Genomic DNA, 17119 nt, shown 5'->3' with positions numbered 1-17119 from the left:
AGCCTCCTGAAGGAGAGCGTTATGTCGCAAACTGCCACACTGATCCTGACCCACGGTCGGGTTCATACTCTCGATCGCCAAAACCCGCTTGCCGATGCGGTGGCGATCGCCAACGGTAAAATTCTCGCCGCCGGTAGTCACGATCGGATCATGAGCTTTGCCGCGGAAGGAACGCAAATTATCGATCTCAAAGGCCATACGGTGATCCCCGGCCTGAACGACTCCCACCTGCACCTGATCCGCGGCGGTCTGAACTACAATCTTGAACTGCGCTGGGAAGGCGTACCTTCGCTGGCGGACGCGCTGCGGATGCTTAAAGATCAGGCCGACCGTACGCCGTCGCCGCAGTGGGTGCGGGTGGTGGGTGGCTGGAGCGAATTCCAGTTTGCCGAACGGCGGATGCCAACCCTCGAAGAGCTGAACGACGCCGCGCCGGATACCCCGGTATTCGTTCTGCATCTCTACGATCGCGCGCTGCTTAATCGCGCAGCATTAAAGGCGGTGGGCTATACCAAAGAGACCCCGGATCCTGCTGGCGGCGAGATCGTTCGCGACGCTAAGGGTAACCCGACCGGGATGCTGATCGCCAAACCCAATGCGATGATCCTCTATTCGACGCTGGCGAAAGGGCCGAAGCTGCCGCTGGAGCTGCAGATCAACTCAACGCGTCAGTTTATGCGTGAACTGAATCGCCTGGGGCTGACCAGCGCTATCGACGCCGGAGGCGGTTTTCAGAACTACCCGGAAGATTATGAAATTATTGAGCAGTTACACGCCAAAGAGCAGATGACCGTGCGTATCGCCTATAACCTGTTTACCCAGCGACCAAAGCAGGAGCTGGAAGACTTTGAGCGCTGGACCGACATGCTCAAGCCGGGGCAGGGGACTGATTTTTACCGTGCTAACGGTGCCGGGGAGATGCTGGTCTTCTCGGCGGCGGATTTTGAAGACTTCCTCCAGCCGCGACCGGATCTGCCGCAAGGGATGGAAGACGAGCTGGAAAGGGTGGTGCGCCATCTTGTCGAACACCGCTGGCCCTTCCGCCTGCACGCGACCTATGATGAGTCTATCAGCCGGATGCTCGACGTCTTCGAGAAGGTCAACCGCGATATTCCGTTCAACGGCCTGCACTGGTTCTTTGATCACGCGGAAACCATTACCGAGCGCAATATCGAACGCGTGAAAGCGCTGGGTGGCGGTATTGCGGTGCAGCACCGGATGGCTTTCCAGGGCGAATATTTTGTCGACCGCTACGGCAAAGATGCGGTCAAACATACCCCGCCGGTAGCGAAGATGCTTGAGCTGGACGTGTCGGTAGGATTGGGCACAGATGCCACCCGCGTGGCGAGCTACAACCCGTGGACCGCGCTGTACTGGCTGGTTTCTGGGCGGACGGTTGGCGGGATGGCGATGTATGACGAAGGCAACCGCTTGTCGCGCGATGTAGCGCTGGAGTTATGGACCGCGGGAAGCGCGTGGTTCTCCAGCGAACAGGGTAAGAAAGGGCGTATCGAGTCAGATCAGCTTGCCGACCTGGTGGTGCTGTCCAAAGACTACTTCAGCGTCGCGGAAGAGGAAATTAAGGGAATTGAGTCGGTCCTGACGGTCGTTGACGGCAAAGTCGTTTACGCCGCCGGGCACTTCTCGCCGCTGGCTCCGCCGTCAATCCCCGTGCTGCCTGAGTGGTCGCCGGTAGTGAAGGTGCCGGGACATTACCGTTCAGCGCCGCCGACGGCGTCGAAAATTGGCGCGATAGTCCAGATGCACCAGTGCTGCGGCAGCTGTGGAGTACATGGGCATCAGCATGATATTGCGCGCAAATCGTCTATTCCGGTTGCTGATGAGCAGGCATTCTGGGGCGTGCTGGGCTGCTCTTGCTTTGCATTTTAGTTCACGATTAACCCGCCCCGGTGTTGTCCGGCGGCGGGTTTCTCCCTGGGATGACGTCAGTCTATAAAGCCAAAATTTTTTAATAGCGGTTTTGCGAGCCAAAAAGCTCGATACGGCGTGCAATCATTTCTCGTACCGGTTTTAGCCCCTGATTGATCACTTTGCGCGGGTCGTTGACATCGTGGCCGGTATCGGCGGCAAAAATTGCTTTTACTTCCTGACACCAGGCGTACATATTTTCGGTATTGACGTTAATCTTGGCCGTACCGCAGGCGATTGCCTTACGCATGTCTTCATCGGCAATACCCGTACCTCCGTGCAGAACCAGCGGAACATTCACCAGCTCGGAAATGGCCTTCATCTCCGTAAACCCCAGTTTGGCTTTGCCTTTGTACAGCCCGTGGGTTGACCCCAGCGCCGCTGCCAGGCAATCAACCTGGGTCTCTTTGACCAGGGTATAGCACTCCTGCGGGTCAGCATATATTACTTCGGAATTGACGATCCCGTCTTCGCTGCCGGCGATGGTCCCCAACTCTGCCTCAACTGAAACGCCTTTACTGTGCGCCAGTTCGACCAGGTGGCGGGTGATAGCCAGGTTTTCGTTAAACGGCAGGTGCGAACCATCAAACATAATGGAGCTGAATCCTGCTTCGATAGCCGCCTCGCAGGCTTCCCGAGTGGTCCCATGATCCAGGTGCAGCGCTACCGGAGTATCAATATGTAAATAATCCATCGCGTTAACCACGATGTCATGGATACATTTTAATCCCAGCATATGTTTAACCGTACCGCCGGAAACGCCCAAAATAACGGGAGAGCGTAGCTGTTGCCCGGTGCTTAATACAGCACCGACCCATTCCAGATTATTGATATTGAATTGCCCTACGGCATAACCGTCCCGTAGGGCATGCTGAAGCATGTCCTTCATCGAAACTAACATAATCACCTCTGAAGTTTAATTAACAGCAATTATTCGCCAAAATATTGCTTTAAGTTTCTTTCGTAACTATTTAACGAGTTATGAACTACCGCAAGATCCGGCATGGATTCACGTACACCTTTCTTCTCAATAGAGATAGCCGCAGTCAGACTGGCAAATAAAATAATATTATCGATATGCCACGAATAATGGACGCCGTAGGTAAATGCACCGTGAAATACATCCCCTGCGCCAGTGGTATCCACGGCATTACACAGCCAGGTGGGGACAATTTGCAGCATCCCGTTCTTTAAGAACGCACATCCTTTTTCTCCGAGGGTAATAAATGCTTCGCCACGGCAAATTTTATTTAACTCGATAAGCGCTGTTTTAATTTCAACCTCGGTGCTGAGGGCGCGATATCCCATATAGTCTCGGGCAAAGTGTTCACTGACGACAAAATAATCGGTCCAGGCCGCTAATTTAATATTGCTGGCGCGTAATGAACCACCGTCCATAACCACTTTGGCCGCGGGCAGTTTTTTGATTAAATACTCGCTAATTTCTGCTTCATGACCATCAACTAATAGCGTTACCGGTTCTTCTGATGCAATAAGCCGTTCAGCCAAATCATCGAGCTTGAGCTTCTGGTCATAAGTTAGTGAAGGTGGCGTCTGCATTTTACGGGTAATAATCGTCCGCGAGCCCGTCAAGCGATTGACCAGTACTGATGCCAGCGGGGTGATCATTTCATCGGAGAAGACCACATGGCTGGTATCGACGCCCGCTTCGGCAAACTCATCGATAATGCGCTGACCGTAAAGATCTTTATTCAAATGACCGATGTAATAAACATCTTCACCCCATAGTCCCAGCAGCCACGCCGCATTTGCAGCCGGGCCGCCACCGCTCTCGATAAAGTCATGGCAGAAATTTTTGGTATTCTCCTGCGGCCACTCGTTAAGAAAAAAGAACTGATCAAAACATGAAAATCCAATGGACAAGATAGCCATAACAACTCCTGATTATTTTGTCAGCTGCGGGAAGAAATCCCTTCCCGCAGGGAAAAATGAAACCACTTATTCATTTTTCTTATCCGCAGTGAGCTCCTCATAGCTGAGCGTGTCACCGACTACACGAACTGAACGGAAGCAGAATGGCACCAGCAGCGCAACAATAAGCGCCAGGCAAATCAGATAGATAGTTATCTGACCAAACTGGGTGAAAGCATTCCCGATGATGATGCCCCAAACGGCGAAATCGAAGTCGGCAAATGTGCTGTTTTCAAAGCCCAGGTTGCCCAGCGCCGGGAGTAGCATTGCCGGGAGGAAAGCGAGGAATATTCCGCCGATGAACGAGGCAATCACGCAGCCGCGCTTGCCGCCAAGTTTGTCGGCAAAGACACCGGAAGTCCCGCCGCAGAAGAAGTGCGGTACCATGCCAGGAATAATCAGCGCCATACCAAATGCGCCCAGGAACAGCATACCGACCAGACCGCCAATGAACGAGCTGATGAAGCCCACGACCACGGCGGTTGGACTAAAGGTGAAGAACACCGCGCAATCAACGGCCGGGATAGAGTTCGGTATCAGCTTCTGACTGATCCCCTGGAAGGCCGGGACCAGATCGCCGAGGATCAGCCGCACGCCGTTGTAGACGATGGCGACGCCGACGGCAAATTGCAGACCGGTCAGGATGGAGAAGATCAGCATGTTCTGATCCGTTATCGTACGCAGGTACTCTGTGCCTGCGACGGCGCTACACACAAAGTAGATGATGAACATCACGATGCCTGTGGTGACCGTAGTATCGCGCAGAAAGCCCCATTTCTCTGATATTTCGGTATCGGCGAAAGAATTGGCCGGGTTGCCGGTTTTGGTCGCAATCCAGGCTGAGATGTAATAGCCGAGTGAACCGAAGTGCCCCATCGCAATGCCGCCGTCTTCGGTGACCTGCTTGGTATAGCGTTGACCAATGGCTGGAGAAATGGCTGACCATGAGCCCAGCAGGAATCCCCCGATCAGAACCAGCATCCAGCCGCGGAATTCTGCCGCTTGTAGCACCGCCGAGAACAGACAGGCCAGGAAGAAAGAGTGGTGGCCGGTCAGAAAGATATATTTGTACTTGGTGAAACGGGCAATCACCAGGTTGAAAATAAACCCGAGCAGCAAAATACTCATGGTTTCCACACCCAGCACTTTCTGCGCGACGGAAACAATGGCCTCGTTGTTAGGGATAACGCCGCGAATATTAAAACCGGCTTCGATAATGCCGCCAAGCGGGTTCAGGTTGGCAACGATAACCCCTGCACCCGCGCTTAACATCAAATAGCCTAAAATAGGCTTCAAGGTACCGGTGAGTAATTTATTTCCGGGGGATCGCAGCGCCACTAAACCGACAAATGCGATAATCCCCATCAGAAATGCGGGTTGACTAAATATTTCCGATAAGAAACTAAGAATAGCCTGCATGATCGTTCCCTCAATAATGATTAAGAGTGAGTCGCAGCAACTTTGGTGAGTGCTTCAGTAATATCTTCAGCGATTTTCGCTTTATGCACATAGCTGCGAATAATGGCAACGTTACAGTGCGCAGGAAATTGGTTTGCCAGTTCTTTTATCGTGACATAAAGATCGGCTTTTTCACCTACGGCATTGGCAAAGTCAACGGAGGCGACGTCAGCTTTGATACCTAATTCATCACATATTTTTTTGACATTATTAGCAGCCATTAATGAACTGCCAATACCGTTACCACAAACTGTTCTGATAACTAACATAATGACTACTCCATTTGCTTTTGGATGAAATGTAATACTGAATTGATGTCATTCTCCTGTTGGAGAAAACTGGCAATATCTGACTCAATCAGTGAGGCTATAAGTTGGATCATTTTTATATGACTATCGGCATCCGCCCCAGCGATGGCGATGATGACGTTAACCGGATCAAACTCCTCATGACCAAAGGCGATTGGTTGTTGGGTGGTAACTAATGAAAACCCTGTTCGTAATGCGCCTTTTTCTGGTCGTGCATGCGGCATCGCCAGGCCGTAGTCGATAACAATGGCTGGACCAAAATCGCGATAGACTTCGAGCATTTCGCCGATATATTCCACCCGACAAATATTTTTCCGGACAAGCAGCGATCCAGCGAATTCGATAGCCTGCTCGGCGGTTGAAATATTCTGCTTAAGCGCAATCAATGTAGGGTCAAAAATAATTTCCATCATCCGATCCTTAATGCGTTCATATTCCTGAACTAGATCATGGACAAATATATCAACAAAAATGATGGTTCAGATCACATATGGATTTTTAAATATTGAAGTTGATCACACTGGAGTAATGTTTGAATTATTTTTTATGTAAAAAATAGATTTATTATTTTGTTTAATATCAGTTAGTTACAATTATTCTCTTTGTGCGGAAGAAAAAGACAGGACGAATGATTGGTCGAACATCTGAATTTTAAATGAAGAAGTGAGGTGTTTATCACAAATATAGGGGTGTTTTTTTTACAAAGTTTGAACGGAGTATCAAAAAACGTGCAGAGGGACGATTTTAATCATTTGCGATATCAATGTTTGTATTGCGATGAGTTGAAAAGGCGAAATCGGGGCACAAAAAAGGCCCGCATCTGCGAGCCTTTTTCTGAAACGTCTGCCGATTACAGGCTGGAAACGTTCTCGGTCAGGTATTTAGCAACGCCTTCCGGAGAAGCGGCCATACCTTCTTTTCCTTTTTCCCACTGTGCCGGGCAAACTTCGCCGTGCTCTTCGTGGAACTGCAGCGCGTCAACCATGCGCAGCATTTCGTCGATGTTACGGCCCAGCGGCAGGTCGTTAACCACCTGGTGGCGAACAACGCCGTTAGCGTCAATCAGGAAAGAGCCGCGCAGGGCAACGCCTTCGTCCGGATGCTCGATACCGTACGCTTTCTGGATTTCGCGTTTGATGTCAGCAACCATCGCGTATTTAACCGGACCGATACCACCCTGGTCTACCGGGGTGTTACGCCATGCGTTGTGCACGAACTCGGAGTCGAAAGAAACGCCAACCACTTCTACGCCGCGTTTCTGGAATTCTTCATAACGCTTATCAAAAGCGATCAGTTCAGACGGGCAAACGAAGGTGAAGTCCATCGGCCAGAAGAACAGGACGGTAGCTTTACCGCTGGTGTGCTGTTTGAAATTGAATTTCTCAACGATTTCGCCGTTACCTAATACTGCTGCCGCGGTAAAATCCGGAGCCTGACGAGTAACCAGAACCATATGATTCTCCTGTTAATACTAAGGTTAATTGGAACGCAACGCGGGCAAGTATAGGGAGAGGGGCGAATGAACTCAATGGTAAGCTGACAATCGATGAGATAGGTTTTGTCTATCAATCATTATTTAAAAGCGCTTTTCAGAATAGTCTTTTCCAGAAAAAGCGCAATCATTTATAGCTCGCGTTTTTTGGCCTGGGCCATCATCTGCGGATAGAAGCGCCAGAACTGCTGCTCAAGCTGATCATAATGCGTATCCAAATCTTGCCAGGAGTCGCGCAGAGCATCAAGACGCGGGCGACGGCTGGCCATACCGTTGAGTACGTTCTGGATAAAATCCATATCCTTATATCGCTCAAGCCAGCGCTCCGACCAGAGATACTCGTTGAGATTAACAAAGCGCGGCGGAGAATCGGGCAGGATCTGCGCTACCTGAGTATGCGCATAGCGAACGAACTCGGTCAGCGGCATCTCAGGAGAAATGCGTTCCCAGTGGTGCGACAGGAAGTGATCCCACATTACGTCGAGAGTAATCGGCGCGACGCGGCGGGTCTGCGGGCGGAACCACTCGCGGGCTTCTTTCACTTCTGCCAGGTTGTCGGTCATCACATCGATACGCCGATGCATAAAAATGCCGTCAACGATATCGGCGGGGTAATCCTGTTGCGGATTGCCGCGAACAAAGTCGGCAAGCAGGTTGCCGGGTAGCGAACTGTCGGCGAGATGGGCTAAGTGCAGGTGTGCAAGAAAATTCATCGTTTAATCTTTGTCCTGAGGTGGTAACGGTTGCAGGGAGAACGCCCCGGCACTAGACTACCCGCCTCTTTATTAAGTCTGAGTTACCGTCATGCGCGTTGCCGATTTTTCCTTTGAATTACCCGAATCCCTGATTGCCCACTATCCCATGCCTGAGCGCAGTAGCTGCCGCTTGCTGTCATTAGACGGGCCGACGGGCGCGCTGACGCACGGTACTTTCACCGATTTACTCGATAAGCTCAACCCTGGAGATCTGCTGGTCTTTAACAATACCCGCGTGATCCCGGCCCGTCTGTTTGGCCGTAAAGCCAGCGGCGGCAAGATTGAAGTGCTGGTCGAGCGTATGCTCGATGATAAACGTATTCTGGCACATATTCGCGCATCTAAAGCGCCGAAACCCGGTGCCGAGCTGCTGCTCGGTGATGATGAAAGCATTAACGCCACCATGCTGGCGCGTCACGGCGCGCTGTTCGAAGTTGAATTCAATGACGCGCGCCCGGTGCTGGATATCCTCAACGCCATCGGCCATATGCCGCTGCCGCCATATATTGACCGCCCGGATGAAGAGGCAGACCGCGAGCTGTATCAAACGGTCTATAGCACTAAGCCTGGCGCCGTTGCCGCGCCGACCGCGGGTCTGCACTTTGACGACCCACTGCTGGCGGCACTGCGCGAAAAAGGTATCGAAACGGCGTTCGTTACGCTACATGTGGGAGCCGGGACGTTCCAGCCAGTGCGAGTAGATTCAATCGAAGACCACATTATGCATTCCGAATATGCGGAAGTACCGCAGGATGTGGTCGACGCGGTGCTAGCGGCAAAAGCGCGCGGCAACCGGGTGATTGCCGTTGGAACGACGTCGGTTCGTTCGCTGGAAAGCGCGGCCCAGGCGGCAAAAAACGACCTGATTGAGCCTTTCTTCGACGATACGCAGATTTTTATCTATCCTGGTTATCAGTACAAAGTGATAGATGCGTTAGTGACCAACTTCCATCTGCCTGAATCGACACTGATTATGCTGGTTTCTGCCTTTGCTGGTTATCAGCACACCATGAACGCCTATAAGGCTGCGGTAGAACAAAATTATCGCTTTTTTAGCTACGGGGACGCGATGTTTATCACGTACAATCCGCAGGCTATTTTTGAGCGTGTTGGGGAATAAGTCCGCGACACGAGTGTTTAACGTCAGACTGTTTTTCTGACGCAGGAGTAATAATGAAATTTGAGTTAGATACCACCGATGGTCGCGCTCGTCGCGGCCGTCTTGTGTTTGAGCGCGGCGTTGTTGAAACGCCAGCATTTATGCCCGTTGGCACTTACGGCACCGTAAAAGGGATGACGCCGGAGGAAGTGGAAGCGACCGGCGCGCAAATCATCCTCGGCAATACCTTCCACCTGTGGCTGCGCCCAGGCCAGGAGATTATGAAGCTGCACGGCGACCTGCACGACTTCATGCAGTGGAAAGGGCCGATTCTCACCGATTCCGGCGGTTTCCAGGTATTCAGCCTGGGCGATATTCGTAAGATCACCGAGCAGGGCGTGCACTTCCGCAACCCGATCAACGGCGATCCCATTTTCCTCGATCCAGAAAAATCGATGGAGATTCAATACGATCTCGGTTCCGACATTGTGATGATCTTCGACGAATGTACGCCTTACCCGGCGGACTGGGATTACGCTAAGCGCTCGATGGAAATGTCTCTGCGCTGGGCGAAGCGCAGCCGCGATCGTTTCGACGGTCTGGGCAACAAAAACGCGCTATTTGGCATCATTCAGGGAAGCGTTTACGAAGATTTACGTGATATCTCTGTTAAAGGTCTGGTAGATATTGGCTTTGATGGCTACGCTGTCGGCGGTTTGGCTGTTGGCGAGCCGAAGGAAGATATGCACCGTATTCTGGAGCACGTCTGTCCGCAGATCCCGGCTGATAAGCCGCGATACCTGATGGGCGTCGGTAAGCCGGAAGATCTGGTTGAAGGGGTGCGCCGCGGGATCGACATGTTCGACTGCGTCATGCCGACGCGCAACGCGCGCAACGGCCACCTGTTCGTTACCGATGGCGTGGTGAAAATCCGCAACGCGAAGTACAAGAGCGACACTGCGACGCTGGATGCGGAGTGTGATTGCTACACTTGTCGCAATTATTCACGCGCTTACTTGCATCATCTCGACCGTTGCAACGAAATATTGGGTGCGCGCCTCAATACCATTCATAACCTGCGTTATTATCAGCGTTTAATGGCTGGTTTACGCAAGGCTATCGAAGAGGGTAAATTAGAGAGCTTCGTGACCGATTTTTACCAACGTCAAGGTCGAACCGTTCCACCTTTGAACGTTGACTAATTTTAATAATGAGGGAATTTCAATGAGCTTTTTTATTTCTGATGCGGTAGCAGCAACCGGTGGCGCAGCGCAGGGCAGCCCGATGTCTCTGATTCTGATGCTGGTGGTGTTTGGTCTGATTTTTTACTTCATGATCCTGCGTCCACAGCAGAAACGTAGTAAAGAACACAAAAACCTGATGAGCTCCATCGCCAAAGGTGATGAAGTGCTGACGAACGGTGGTCTGGTCGGGCGTGTCACTAAAGTCGCTGAAAGCGGATACATTGCTATCGCGCTGAACGATACCACTGAAGTGGTTATCAAACGTGACTTCGTAGCTGCCGTTCTGCCGAAAGGCACTATGAAGGCGCTGTAATTACCCATTTTCCCTAAGGGAACTGCCGTGTTAAACCGTTATCCTTTGTGGAAGTACGTCATGCTGGTCGTCGTTATTGTCGTCGGCTTAGTGTATGCGCTTCCCAACCTGTATGGTGAGGATCCGGCTGTTCAAATCACTGGCGCGCGCGGAGTCGCCGCCAGTGAGCAAACGCTGATCCAGGTCCAGAAAACACTACAAGAAGAAAAAATTACCGCGAAGTCTGTGGCACTGGAAGAGGGCGCAATTCTTGCGCGCTTCGACACCACCGATATCCAGCTGCGCGCGCGCGAAGTGCTGATGGGCGTGCTGGGTGACAAATACGTCGTGGCGCTTAACCTTGCTCCGGCAACCCCGCGCTGGCTGGCTGCCATGTATGCCGAACCGATGAAGCTGGGCCTCGACCTGCGCGGCGGCGTGCACTTCCTGATGGAAGTCGACATGGACACCGCGTTGGGCAAACTGCAGGAACAGAATATTGACAGCCTGCGCGGTGAGCTGCGTGATAAAGGCATTCCTTACGCGACCGTGCGCAAGGAAGACAACTATGGTCTGAGCATCGCTTTCCGCGACAGCGCGGCGCGTGACCAGGCTATCTCATATCTTAGCCCTCGTCATCGCGATCTGGTTATCTCTACTCAGGGCAGCACTGGCCTGAAAGCGGTGATGACTGACGACCGTCTGAAAGAAGCCCGCGAATATGCCGTTCAGCAGAACATCAATATCCTGCGTAACCGTGTAAACCAGCTGGGCGTTGCCGAACCTCTGGTTCAGCGTCAGGGTTCCGACCGTATTGTGGTTGAGCTGCCTGGTATCCAGGATACCGCGCGTGCGAAAGAGATTCTGGGCGCGACCGCGACGCTGGAGTTCCGTTTGGTTAACACCAACGTTGATAGCTCTGCTGCTGCCTCTGGCCGCGTACCGGGCGACTCTGAAGTGAAAAACACCCGTGAAGGCCAGCCGGTTGTGCTGTACAAACGTGTGATCCTCACCGGTGATCACATCACCGACTCGACGTCGAGCATGGATGAGTACAACCAGGCGCAGGTGAACATCTCGCTGGATAGCGCAGGTGGTAACATCATGTCTAACTTCACTAAGGACAATATCGGTAAACCGATGGCGACCTTGTTCGTGGAGTATAAAGACAGCGGTAAGAAAGATGCCAACGGTCGCGCGATTCTGGCGAAAGAGGAAGAGGTGATTAACATCGCCAACATCCAGTCTCGTCTGGGTAACAGCTTCCGTATCACCGGTATCAGCAACCCGACCGAAGCGCGTCAGCTCTCTTTGCTGCTGCGTGCCGGTGCGTTGATTGCGCCGATTCAGATTGTTGAAGAACGCACCATTGGTCCAACTCTGGGTATGCAGAACATCAAGCAGGGCCTGGAAGCGTGTCTGGCCGGTCTGGTGGTCTCTATCCTGTTCATGATCTTCTTCTACAAGAAGTTCGGCCTGATTGCGACCTCAGCGCTGATTGCTAACCTGGTGCTGATTGTCGGCATTATGTCCCTGATTCCGGGGGCGACGCTGACCATGCCGGGTATTGCGGGGATCGTCTTAACCCTTGCGGTGGCGGTCGATGCGAACGTTCTTATTAACGAACGTATTAAAGAAGAACTGAGTAACGGGCGCTCTATACAGCAGGCGATCCACGAAGGCTATGCTGGTGCTTTCAGTTCCATCTTTGATGCCAACATTACGACGCTAATCAAAGTTCTTATCCTGTACGCGGTCGGTACCGGTGCCATTAAAGGGTTTGCGATCACCACCGGTATCGGTGTTGCAACCTCAATGTTTACCGCTATCGTCGGCACCCGTGCCATCGTGAACCTGCTGTACGGCGGCAAGCGCGTTAAAAAGCTGTCTATCTGAGGAGTGCGTTGTGGCACAGGAATATACTGTTGAACAATTGAACCATGGCCGTAAAGTCTGGGACTTTATGCGCTGGGACTACTGGGCCTTTGGCATTTCAGGTTTTTTGCTGATTTTGTCCATCGCCATTATTGGCGTGCGCGGGTTTAACTGGGGTCTGGATTTCACCGGCGGTACGGTGATTGAGATTACCCTGGAAAAACCCGTCGATATGGATGAGGTGCGTGTGTCGCTGCAAAAAGCGGGCTTTGAAGAGCCGCAGCTGCAGAACTTCGGCAGCAGCCGCGACATCATGGTCCGTATGCCGCCGGTGCATGACGCCAACGGCAGTCAGGAACTGGGTAGCAAGGTCGTTAACGTGATTAACGAATCAACCAGCCAGAGCGCGACGGTCAAACGAATTGAATTCGTCGGGCCAAGCGTCGGGGCCGACCTTGCTCAGACCGGTGCGCTGGCGCTGATAGCGGCGCTGGTGTGTATCCTGATCTACGTCGGTATCCGTTTTGAATGGCGTCTGGCGGCCGGGGTTGTTATCTCATTGGCGCACGACGTGGTGATCACTATGGGCGTGCTGTCGCTGCTGCATATCGAGATTGACCTGACCATCGTGGCATCGTTGATGTCGGTCATCGGTTACTCGCTAAACGATAGCATCGTGGTATCTGACCGTATTCGTGAAAACTTCCGTAAGATTCGCCGCGGTACGCCGTACGAAATCTTCAACGTGTCGTTGACGCAGACGTTGCACCGTACCTTGATCACATCCGGGACCACCTTAATGGTTATCCTGATGCTGTATCTCTTCGGTGGCCCGATTCTGGAAGGCTTCTCGCTGACCATGTTGATTGGTGTCTCCATCGGTACGGCTTCTTCTATCTACGTGGCGTCCGCACTGGCGCTGAAGCTGGGCATGAAGCGCGAGCACATGCTGCAGCAGAAAGTCGAGAAAGAAGGGGCGGATCAGCCGTCAATTCTGCCGTAAGGTAATTGCACGTTGATAAACGAATCCCGGTCGCAAGGCCGGGATTTTTTTATTACAGTTGTCCGGATTTTGGTTACTCTCCAGTATCAGCGTGAAATGACATGGAGAATTGCCAATGGCTGTCGTAACTCTTTCCCCCGTTGCTCAACCTACCCTCTGGCACGATGTGCCTTCTGTTACTCTTAACGATGAGACTTTGCGTCAACGCAGGGCTAAAGTGCTGGCGAATATGCGTCAGCAGGCGTTAGACACGCTTATCGTGTACGCCGATAAAGAGCATGGCGGCAATTTCGAGTATCTCACCGGGTTTATTCCCCGCTTCGAAGAGGCGCTGCTGGTGCTGCATCAGGACGGTGAGGCGGTGCTGGTGTTGGGTAATGAGAACCTCAAGCTAGCAGGATATGCCCGGCTGGATAATCGGGTCATCCACGCCCCGTGGTTTTCATTGCCCAATCAGCCGATGGAAACCACGAAAACGCTGACGCAGTTGCTGCAGGATGCGGGAGTGATAGCGGAAAAGAGGATAGGACTGGCCGGTTGGAAATTATTCACGGGTGTAGCTGACGACCGTTCGCAGATGTTCGATCTGCCTGCTTTTATCGTTGATGCCATTCGCCAGGCCACCGGGCCGCAGGCGAAATTAACCAACGCCACCGGCATTTTTATCAACCCGGAAAGCGGGGCGAGAATCACCAATAATGCCAATGAGCTGGCGCACTATGAGTATGGCGCCAACCTGGCCTCCACGGCTATTATGACTGCCCTTAATGCCATTGCTCCGGGTAAAACGGAAAAGCAAATTGGCGCGCTGCTGGCGGCGGAAGGCCAACCCAATAACGTGGTGATGATTGCTGCGACCGGCGATCGCTTTGCTCACGCGAATCTTTATCCCGGTGACAAGGTTATTCAGCATGGGGATAAATTCTCGCTGACCACCAGCTTCAAAGGCGGGCTAAGCAGCCGTGCTGCCTATGTGGTGGCGGATGAGAGCGAACTTGCGCCCGAAGTAGCGGATTATCTCGAGGTGGTGGCGAAGCCCTATTTTAATGCGGTGGTGACCTGGCTGGAAAATCTGCGTATCGGCATGCGTGGTGGTGATATGTATGCGCTAATCGAGAAAGTGTTGCCGAAGGCGGAGTATCACTGGCATTTGAACCCAGGACACCTGGTCGCTGATGAAGAGTGGCTGTGCTCGCCTATCGGACCCAATTCAACGGCATGCTTACAGAGTGGAATGATACTGCAAATTGACATCATTCCTTCCCGGGCGGGCTATGGTGGCGCAAGCATTGAAGATACCGTGGCGCTTGCTGATGGCGCGCTGTGTCAGGCGCTGGCGCAGAACTACCCCGAGCTTTGGCAACGTGTGGTCGCCCGCCGGAAGTATATTCGCGAGCAATTGGGTATCTTGCTTCCTGAAGAAGTGCTGCCATTTTCCAACACTGTGGGATACCTGCGTCCGTGGCTGTTAAGCCCCGAGCGTGCGCTGATTTGCACACCCTACTGACATAATGCTGTCAGTAGCCCTGTCATACACTCCTCCTGAACCCAAACAATGGACAGGAGGATGTATGAATAACGTGATTAACTGGTTTGAGATTCCGGTTGCGGATATGGATCGTGCCGTGGCGTTTTACGAGCCAGTGATGCAGGTGACGCTGAAGCGGGAGAATATGGACTGTGCTGAAATGGCGGTATTTCCTTATCAGGATCCTGCTCCCGGCGGCGCGCTGGCAAAGTTCGACGGAGTTAAGCCTTCCGATCAGGGATGCATTATCTATCTGCATACTGACAATCTGGCGGCTACGCTCGATCGTGTAAATTCGGCGGGCGGAAGCTGTGTTTTTGGCCCGCTTGAGCTGGCGGATGATATTGGCACTATTGCCCTGTTTATTGATAGCGAGGGTAATCGGATTGGCCTTCACCAACCAGCGTAAATGAGATAACAGAAATGAGCCGACGCGCCGACCGCCTTTTTCAAATCGTCCAGATCCTGCGCGGTAGAAGGTTAACCACAGCCGGGCTACTGGCCGAGCGGCTTGGTGTGTCGGAGCGCACGATTTACCGTGATATTCGCGATCTGTCGCTCTCTGGCGTGCCGGTGGAAGGGGAGGCAGGAAGCGGCTACCGACTACTGGCGGGCTACGATTTACCTCCGCTGATGCTAACGACCCAGGAGTCCGAAGCGCTGGTGGCGGCGATTCGGATGCTGCAGACCTGGGGCGGCGCGTCGTTGTCTCAAGCGCTGGAGTCGGCGCAGGAAAAAGTGCTGGCGATTTTGCCCGCGGAGAGTCGGCGCAAGGCGGAACAGTCGCGCTTGTTTGCTCCGGACTTTGGCGCTCAGGGCTACACTAAAGACCAGTTTGATTTAGTTCATCGGGCGGTTTCTGGTCAGCAGGCGCTGGCGCTGCACTATCGTGATGAGGCCGGAAACGTGTCGCAGCGCGAAGTGCTGCCGCTGGGGCTTTTTTTCTGGGGAGAACGTTGGCTGCTGGTAACCTGGTGCGAGCTGCGTGAGGATTATCGCTGTTTTCGCCTTGATCGGTGCCTGGATATTGTCATGACCGGGCGTCATTTCAGCGAACGAGCCGATCGTTCATTGAGCGATTTTATGCGTAAGGTGAGATGCGAAGAGCGCTAATGATGAGGTATCCCCGGCGCGGACGCCGGGGAAAACAGAGCAGATTAGAAGTTGTAACCGACTACGAGGTAACCACCCCAGCCGGTAGAACGGACGTTAAAGTCGCCGTTGCCGAAGTTCAGCTTAGCGTCGTCCGCCCATTGGCCACCGTTATGCCAGTAACGCGCCACGACAGAGTAGTGCCAGTGATCGTAGTTCAGGGCCAGGATATGGCTGGAAGCGATGGAGTTGCTGGTGCGCGCATGCTTGCCGTTCATATCATAGAAGTTGTCATCGCCCAGATCGGAACCCCAGTCAAAGTTGGTGAAGCCGATATAGCTCAGTGAACCGCCCCACAGATCGGTCAGCGGCACAAAGTATTTCACTTTGAAGCGGTAGCCGTCCCACTCATTTTCGTTGGACGCTGCGTAGTTCTGCCACTGGTATTTCGCATAGACGTTCAGGGACAGACTCATCGGCAGGCCGGTATCGATATCGGTACCCAGACCCATGTACCAGGTGCTCTGACGACCGGACTTGTTGCGGCCCATATCGTAGATGTAGTTGTTCGCGAAATACCACTCTTTGAACGGACCGAAGCTGAGGTCAGTACCAGTCAGTTTGTCGATAGAGAAGCGTGGCTCAATTTCCATAAACAGCGGCGAACCGTGGTTCCAGATACCTTTTGCGTCGGTGTTACCACCGAAGAAGACCGGCGCATCCATATAGCCATAGAAATCAAACCAGTCTTTCTTGGCGAACGCTTCATATTCCAGATAGGTATCGTTACGGATCTGCGGCCCAAAACGGGTGTGATAGCTACCCACCACGTTTACACTCTGGTGCCACCAATCAGACAGATACTGCGGTTTGTCGTTTTCTGCCGCGCTGACAGAGAAAGATGCGGAGAGCGCAAGAGCGGCGCCCGCTGCCAGTAATGTTTTTTTCATAATGATGCCACTGTTTAAATTAAGCCTGAAGGCGTTAAAAGAATCGCCGAAGCGTTTCTAAATATTTCGTATTTCTGTGGCGTCTATTATAGGAATCATTGCTCACAAAAATATGTGTTGTTTCACATAACGAACATATACGTAATCGATTGCGTTCACGAT

Annotated in this window: 17 protein-coding genes; 9 read left to right on the top strand and 8 right to left on the bottom strand. The window is 52.6% G+C overall.

Annotated features, from left to right (window positions below; translation table 11 throughout):
* The first annotated feature begins 21 nt into the window (after nucleotides 1–21).
* Nucleotides 22–1890 (top strand): amidohydrolase, encoded by a 1869-nt coding sequence (locus ACMYSL_RS22540; RefSeq protein ID WP_434659990.1) that lies wholly within the window; start codon nucleotides 22–24, stop codon nucleotides 1888–1890.
* A 79-nt stretch (nucleotides 1891–1969) separates the two neighbouring features.
* On the opposite strand, the gene fba is transcribed toward ACMYSL_RS22540, so the two are convergent.
* The 7 genes from fba to acpH form a co-directional block, all read right to left on the bottom strand.
* The gene (gene fba, locus ACMYSL_RS22535; RefSeq protein ID WP_142512209.1) at nucleotides 1970–2830 is read right to left on the bottom strand and encodes a class II fructose-1,6-bisphosphate aldolase; all 861 of its coding nucleotides are present in this window, start codon (nucleotides 2828–2830) and stop codon (nucleotides 1970–1972) included.
* 29 nt (nucleotides 2831–2859) lie between these two features.
* A complete protein-coding gene (locus tag ACMYSL_RS22530; RefSeq protein WP_434659989.1) occupies nucleotides 2860–3822 on the bottom strand; it encodes a carbohydrate kinase family protein in 963 nt (320 codons plus the stop codon).
* 66 nt (nucleotides 3823–3888) lie between these two features.
* Nucleotides 3889–5280 (bottom strand): PTS ascorbate transporter subunit IIC, encoded by a 1392-nt coding sequence (locus ACMYSL_RS22525; protein ID WP_139541289.1) that lies wholly within the window; start codon nucleotides 5278–5280, stop codon nucleotides 3889–3891.
* Nucleotides 5281–5300: 20 nt separating this feature from the next.
* Nucleotides 5301–5588 carry a PTS sugar transporter subunit IIB gene (locus ACMYSL_RS22520; RefSeq protein WP_110273789.1) on the bottom strand — a complete coding sequence of 96 codons (288 nt, stop codon included), beginning with the start codon at nucleotides 5586–5588 and terminating at the stop codon, nucleotides 5301–5303.
* 5 nt (nucleotides 5589–5593) lie between these two features.
* Entirely contained in the window at nucleotides 5594–6037 is a 444-nt protein-coding gene (locus tag ACMYSL_RS22515) for a PTS sugar transporter subunit IIA (protein WP_434664206.1), read from the bottom strand.
* A 440-nt stretch (nucleotides 6038–6477) separates the two neighbouring features.
* On the bottom strand, nucleotides 6478–7080 hold the full coding sequence (locus tag ACMYSL_RS22510; protein ID WP_004099418.1) for a peroxiredoxin: 603 nt from the start codon (nucleotides 7078–7080) through the stop codon (nucleotides 6478–6480).
* Nucleotides 7081–7250: 170 nt separating this feature from the next.
* On the bottom strand, nucleotides 7251–7832 hold the full coding sequence (gene acpH / locus ACMYSL_RS22505) for an ACP phosphodiesterase (RefSeq protein ID WP_304256545.1): 582 nt from the start codon (nucleotides 7830–7832) through the stop codon (nucleotides 7251–7253).
* Between the two features lie 91 nt (nucleotides 7833–7923).
* On the opposite strand from acpH, the gene queA reads away from it, so the two are divergent.
* The 8 genes from queA (at nucleotide 7924) to ACMYSL_RS22465 (ending at nucleotide 16028) form a co-directional block, all read left to right on the top strand.
* A complete protein-coding gene (gene queA / locus ACMYSL_RS22500; RefSeq protein ID WP_304256546.1) occupies nucleotides 7924–8994 on the top strand; it encodes a tRNA preQ1(34) S-adenosylmethionine ribosyltransferase-isomerase QueA in 1071 nt (356 codons plus the stop codon).
* 53 nt (nucleotides 8995–9047) lie between these two features.
* Nucleotides 9048–10175: a tRNA guanosine(34) transglycosylase Tgt gene (gene tgt, locus ACMYSL_RS22495; protein ID WP_434659988.1), complete on the top strand. Its 1128-nt coding sequence runs from the start codon at nucleotides 9048–9050 to the stop codon at nucleotides 10173–10175.
* Nucleotides 10176–10197: 22 nt separating this feature from the next.
* Nucleotides 10198–10530, top strand: coding sequence for a preprotein translocase subunit YajC (yajC, locus tag ACMYSL_RS22490; protein ID WP_110273784.1), 333 nt, complete (start codon nucleotides 10198–10200; stop codon nucleotides 10528–10530).
* 27 nt (nucleotides 10531–10557) lie between these two features.
* Nucleotides 10558–12405, top strand: coding sequence for a protein translocase subunit SecD (gene secD, locus ACMYSL_RS22485; RefSeq protein WP_110273783.1), 1848 nt, complete (start codon nucleotides 10558–10560; stop codon nucleotides 12403–12405).
* Nucleotides 12406–12415: 10 nt separating this feature from the next.
* A complete protein-coding gene (secF, locus tag ACMYSL_RS22480) occupies nucleotides 12416–13387 on the top strand; it encodes a protein translocase subunit SecF (protein WP_110273782.1) in 972 nt (323 codons plus the stop codon).
* 115 nt (nucleotides 13388–13502) lie between these two features.
* Nucleotides 13503–14894, top strand: coding sequence for a M24 family metallopeptidase (locus ACMYSL_RS22475; RefSeq protein ID WP_434659987.1), 1392 nt, complete (start codon nucleotides 13503–13505; stop codon nucleotides 14892–14894).
* Between the two features lie 64 nt (nucleotides 14895–14958).
* A complete protein-coding gene (locus ACMYSL_RS22470; protein ID WP_112214118.1) occupies nucleotides 14959–15324 on the top strand; it encodes a VOC family protein in 366 nt (121 codons plus the stop codon).
* A gap of 14 nt (nucleotides 15325–15338) precedes the next feature.
* Nucleotides 15339–16028, top strand: a complete 690-nt coding sequence (locus ACMYSL_RS22465; RefSeq protein WP_182236700.1) for a helix-turn-helix transcriptional regulator — start codon at nucleotides 15339–15341, stop codon at nucleotides 16026–16028.
* A 44-nt stretch (nucleotides 16029–16072) separates the two neighbouring features.
* On the opposite strand, the gene ACMYSL_RS22460 is transcribed toward ACMYSL_RS22465, so the two are convergent.
* Nucleotides 16073–16957, bottom strand: coding sequence for a nucleoside-specific channel-forming protein Tsx (locus ACMYSL_RS22460; protein ID WP_182236702.1), 885 nt, complete (start codon nucleotides 16955–16957; stop codon nucleotides 16073–16075).
* Nucleotides 16958–17119 lie beyond the last annotated feature (162 nt).

The organism is Klebsiella sp. MISC125 (genome assembly GCF_051131775.1).
GTDB lineage: Bacteria > Pseudomonadota > Gammaproteobacteria > Enterobacterales > Enterobacteriaceae > Klebsiella.
This window is presented reverse-complemented; position numbering and strand designations above follow the sequence as displayed.

Coding starts and splice junctions, on each gene's coding strand:
- ACMYSL_RS22520 (WP_110273789.1), bottom strand. CDS start 5,588: ATGTTAGTTATCAGAACAGTTTGTGGTAACGGTATTGGCAGTTCATTA.
- acpH (WP_304256545.1), bottom strand. CDS start 7,832: ATGAATTTTCTTGCACACCTGCACTTAGCCCATCTCGCCGACAGTTCG.
- fba (WP_142512209.1), bottom strand. CDS start 2,830: ATGTTAGTTTCGATGAAGGACATGCTTCAGCATGCCCTACGGGACGGT.
- ACMYSL_RS22470 (WP_112214118.1), top strand. CDS start 14,959: ATGAATAACGTGATTAACTGGTTTGAGATTCCGGTTGCGGATATGGAT.
- ACMYSL_RS22540 (WP_434659990.1), top strand. CDS start 22: ATGTCGCAAACTGCCACACTGATCCTGACCCACGGTCGGGTTCATACT.
- ACMYSL_RS22530 (WP_434659989.1), bottom strand. CDS start 3,822: ATGGCTATCTTGTCCATTGGATTTTCATGTTTTGATCAGTTCTTTTTT.
- yajC (WP_110273784.1), top strand. CDS start 10,198: ATGAGCTTTTTTATTTCTGATGCGGTAGCAGCAACCGGTGGCGCAGCG.
- tgt (WP_434659988.1), top strand. CDS start 9,048: ATGAAATTTGAGTTAGATACCACCGATGGTCGCGCTCGTCGCGGCCGT.
- ACMYSL_RS22510 (WP_004099418.1), bottom strand. CDS start 7,080: ATGGTTCTGGTTACTCGTCAGGCTCCGGATTTTACCGCGGCAGCAGTA.
- queA (WP_304256546.1), top strand. CDS start 7,924: ATGCGCGTTGCCGATTTTTCCTTTGAATTACCCGAATCCCTGATTGCC.
- ACMYSL_RS22515 (WP_434664206.1), bottom strand. CDS start 6,037: ATGGAAATTATTTTTGACCCTACATTGATTGCGCTTAAGCAGAATATT.
- ACMYSL_RS22465 (WP_182236700.1), top strand. CDS start 15,339: ATGAGCCGACGCGCCGACCGCCTTTTTCAAATCGTCCAGATCCTGCGC.
- ACMYSL_RS22460 (WP_182236702.1), bottom strand. CDS start 16,957: ATGAAAAAAACATTACTGGCAGCGGGCGCCGCTCTTGCGCTCTCCGCA.
- ACMYSL_RS22475 (WP_434659987.1), top strand. CDS start 13,503: ATGGCTGTCGTAACTCTTTCCCCCGTTGCTCAACCTACCCTCTGGCAC.
- ACMYSL_RS22525 (WP_139541289.1), bottom strand. CDS start 5,280: ATGCAGGCTATTCTTAGTTTCTTATCGGAAATATTTAGTCAACCCGCA.